Consider the following 4037-nt stretch of genomic DNA (forward strand, 5'->3'; position numbering starts at 1 on the left):
AAATTCTCCTAAATTAAGTTAACAAATAAAAAAAAGTAGCAACTCTACCGTGAGATATTATGCCGCAGTCATCTCATAAAAAGTAGGGTGCTAATGATATAAATAAGGTATTTACGATATTAATCAATTGATTTTAAAAAAGATAAATAAATTATAATATGCTGATTTTATGGAAATCACTGGAAAATTTCTTATAAAATAGCAATGACATAAAACGATTAATTACGCATAAATCCTAATCCATTTTTATAGCAATGATTTGGATTTTAGCTAGCTGTTGTTTTAGGAATAATTCGGGCTGGAATCCCTACAGCGATAGAATTTGCTGGCACATCTTTAATCACTACCGCATTAGCTCCAATACTCACATCATCGCCAATTGTGATAGACCCTAAAATTTTTGCACCTGCTCCAATATCAACCCGATTACCAATCACAGGCGAACCACGTTGCCCTGTATGTCTCAAACCAACAGTCACGCCATTTCTAATCACAACATCATTACCAAAACTGGCATCACCACTTACAATAATACCGCCGAAATGTTCAATTTTAAACCGATGACCCAGTTTCACTTCACAAGGCAACTCAATGCCTGTCAAAATCTGCACAAAGACAAATAACACTTTATATAAAAATGAAAAAGGCAGTCTCAACCAACGGTGCTTAATTTGATAACGCCAACAGCCAAAGCGATACACCCACATGACCCATAAGCCTTGGCGAGCAAAATCACCTTCATAGGTTTTCCAATCTTCTTTTAATAAATCAAACATTATTTTTCCCAAAGATGAGAATCCAAAGTGAAAATTTAACAATTTCAAGAAATAAAATCAAAGCAAATGAATCACGTATGTTTCATACAAACAGAAGAAATAGCATGATGTTCTGATATAGTCGTTTTACTTTAAAGTGATACAGGACTGGCAGTCCTTAGTTTTAAAAGTAATTGATATTTAAAGTTTTATATGACTGCCAGTCCTAACATTCAAAACGAAATTAACTATATAAAACAGCGATAAAATAGAGCTTTATATCTATTGAGCATCTAATAATTGTTGGCAAACCTTTTGTGCTTGTCGCCAGCGATAATTATTAGTCAATTCATGCCATTGAATATCTCCTTTGCCACGTAATCGAATCAATCGCGCTTGAGACACAGGAGCTAAAGTTACATCACGACATTGCTCAATAACCTGTAAAACCGCTGGACGATCATTGCAAATTAACACCATATCGCAACCAGATTGTAATGCACAATGCACTCGTGCTGATATATCTCCAATGACAGATGCTCCTTCCATGGTCAAATCATCACTGAATATCACACCTTGAAACCGCAAATGTTGGCGTAATACGGTTTGCATCCAATAATGGGAAAATCCCGCTGGCTGTTCATCCACTTGATTATAAATCACATGTGCGGGCATAATCGCGCTTAAACCTGATTGAATCAAACGCTTGAAAGGATATAAATCAGTTTGAATTTCTTTGAGTGAACGGCTATCAATCGGTATTTCATGATGTGAATCAGCAGCTACAGAACCATGCCCAGGGAAATGCTTACCCACTGAACCCATACCCGCTTTTTTCAAACCTTTAATTAAGGCCTGTGCCAATGTCACTACAATTTGTGGGTCTGAGTGAAAAGCCCTATTGCCAATAACATTGCTGAGACTTACGCCTGCACAATCTAAAACATCAATATCTAAAACAGGGGTAAAACTGAAATCCACGCCTGCCGCACGTAATTCAATTGCTAATAGCCAGCCTATTTGCTCTGTCCATTGGATTGCTTGTCTGGGAGCATGTTCATAATGTTTGCCTAATTGCGCCATTGCGGGTAAAGCACTGAATTGGTCGCGAAAGCGTTGTACTCGGCCACCTTCATGGTCTACCGAAATTAATAATGGCGGTTGGCGAATCTGTGAAATTTGGCTAGTGAGTTCAATCAGTTGTTGAGGGGATTCATAATTACGTGAGAATAAAATGACACCGCCGACTAAGGGATGTTTTAATAATTGTTGTTCTTCGGCAGTGAGAGTGAGACCTTCAAGGTCTATCATTAAAGGGCCAAGTGTCATGCTGTTTTACCTAGTTAGGACTGCTTATCTGATTGTGATTCACAGCCCTAAAATATGTTTTAAACTTAGATGTCGCGCAATAATTCGTTTAAGCCAACTTTACCACGGGTTTTTGCATCAACTTGTTTCACAATCACTGCACAATACAAGCTGTATTTGCCATCATCAGAAGGTAAGTTTCCAGAAACCACGACAGAACCGGGAGGGATAACACCATAGGTTACTTCCTCGGTTGCACGGTTATAAATGCGGGTACTTTGGCCAATGTAAACCCCCATTGAAATCACAGAGCCTTCACCGACAATCACTCCTTCTACAACTTCTGAACGTGCGCCGATAAAGCAGTTGTCTTCAATAATGGTAGGAGCAGCTTGTAATGGTTCTAACACACCACCAATACCCACACCACCAGATAAATGCACATTTTTACCGATTTGCGCACATGAACCGACTGTTGCCCATGTATCAACCATTGTGCCGCTATCAACATACGCCCCAATATTTACATACGATGGCATTAAAACCACACCCGGTGCAATGTAAGCACCTTTACGCGCGGTTGCTGGAGGTACAACCCGTACCCCTTTTTCTGCAAATTCACGTGTACTCAAATCAGAGAATTTTGAGGCAACTTTATCATAATAATTAGTGAAGCCACCTTTGATAAAATCATTATCGGTAATTTTGAAAGAAAGTAAAACTGCTTTTTTTAGCCATTCATTTACAACCCATTGACCTTGCTTTTTCTCTGCAACCCGTAATGCACCTTGGTCAAGTAAATCTAAAGTTTCTTCAACTGCTTCTGTGATTTCAACACTCACACGGCGTGGCGTTAAATCCGCTCTATTATCAAAAGCTTGTTCAATGATTTGCTGTAAGTCGCTCATTATGGTCTCCAATAGCCTAAATTTTCTCGCAAAAAGCAGCATAGGATACTTGATTAAGACAAAATACTAAAGTGAGGTATCTTACTGTCATAAAGCAGGCTTATTGATTGTGTATAATAACTAATACTAAAAAGATGAAGGAACAGTGTCATGTCAGGTAGCTGTGGTTGTCACATAGAAGCGGAGACGCAGGCAGAACAAAAATTACTGATTATCTTATTGACGATTAATGCAGTGATGTTTGGTTTAGAACTGACGGTGGGTATTATCAGTGAGTCAACGGCTTTAATTGCTGATTCTTTGGATATGTTTGCAGATGCAATGGTGTATGCAGTGGGTTTATATGCGGTGGGCAAAAGCTTAAAAACTAAAGTGAAAGCAGCTTATTTAAACGGTATTTTACAAATCATACTTGGCACAACGGTGTTGCTTGATGTGATGCGGCGTTTAACATTTGGCAGTGAGCCTGATTCATTTTTGATGATTATCATCGGCATGTTGGCTTTGGTTGCGAATTTGATTTGTTTTGGCTTACTGATGCGGCATCGCAAAGGTGAAATTCACTTGCGTTCAACTTGGATTTGTACCCGTAATGATGTGATTGCCAATGTAGGCGTATTAATTGCGGCGGGACTGGTGGCCTTATCGCACTCTCCATTGCCTGATTTGATTATTGCTTTATTGATTGCAGGTGTTGTTTTGCACGGCGGTTTGCAAATTTTGCGTGAAGCTAGGCAGAGTTCAGAGCCAACGACATCATGTTGTGGCTCATAAACTGTTGACAGAATATTTCTTGATTTATAGTCATTTTATCTTAAGATGATACAGGACTGGCAGTCCTAGGTTTTAAAACTATTTGATATTTAAAATATTTCAGGACTGCCAGTCCTAACACTCAAGATAGAATTGACTATAGAATAAATCACTTAAACATTTAGGATTGGCCATTCTTAAAGCTATTGACAGCCAGAGATTTTAAAATCTAAAACTGCTAATCCTTAATCTGATTATTTTTATAGAACTGATTTGAAATCTATAATTATAATATTTTAAGTATTTAAGACGC

4 protein-coding genes are annotated in these 4037 nt (G+C 38.2%); 1 reads left to right on the top strand and 3 read right to left on the bottom strand.

Annotated elements, in window-relative coordinates; genetic code table 11:
• Positions 1 to 266: 266 nt before the first annotated feature.
• The 3 genes from ABXH34_RS18065 to dapD form a co-directional block, all read right to left on the bottom strand.
• Entirely contained in the window at positions 267 to 776 is a 510-nt protein-coding gene (locus ABXH34_RS18065) for a serine O-acetyltransferase (RefSeq protein ID WP_353573281.1), read from the bottom strand.
• A 261-nt stretch (positions 777 to 1037) separates the two neighbouring features.
• Positions 1038 to 2084, bottom strand: coding sequence for a beta-N-acetylhexosaminidase (nagZ, locus tag ABXH34_RS18070; protein ID WP_353573282.1), 1047 nt, complete (start codon positions 2082 to 2084; stop codon positions 1038 to 1040).
• A gap of 65 nt (positions 2085 to 2149) precedes the next feature.
• Positions 2150 to 2971, bottom strand: coding sequence for a 2,3,4,5-tetrahydropyridine-2,6-dicarboxylate N-succinyltransferase (dapD, locus tag ABXH34_RS18075; RefSeq protein ID WP_353573283.1), 822 nt, complete (start codon positions 2969 to 2971; stop codon positions 2150 to 2152).
• A gap of 150 nt (positions 2972 to 3121) precedes the next feature.
• On the opposite strand from dapD, the gene ABXH34_RS18080 reads away from it, so the two are divergent.
• Positions 3122 to 3745 carry a cation efflux transmembrane domain-containing protein gene (locus tag ABXH34_RS18080; RefSeq protein WP_353573284.1) on the top strand — a complete coding sequence of 208 codons (624 nt, stop codon included), beginning with the start codon at positions 3122 to 3124 and terminating at the stop codon, positions 3743 to 3745.
• Positions 3746 to 4037 lie beyond the last annotated feature (292 nt).

Origin of the sequence: Candidatus Albibeggiatoa sp. nov. BB20, from assembly GCA_016744725.1 — a bacterium.
Classification (GTDB): domain Bacteria; phylum Pseudomonadota; class Gammaproteobacteria; order Beggiatoales; family Beggiatoaceae; genus Albibeggiatoa.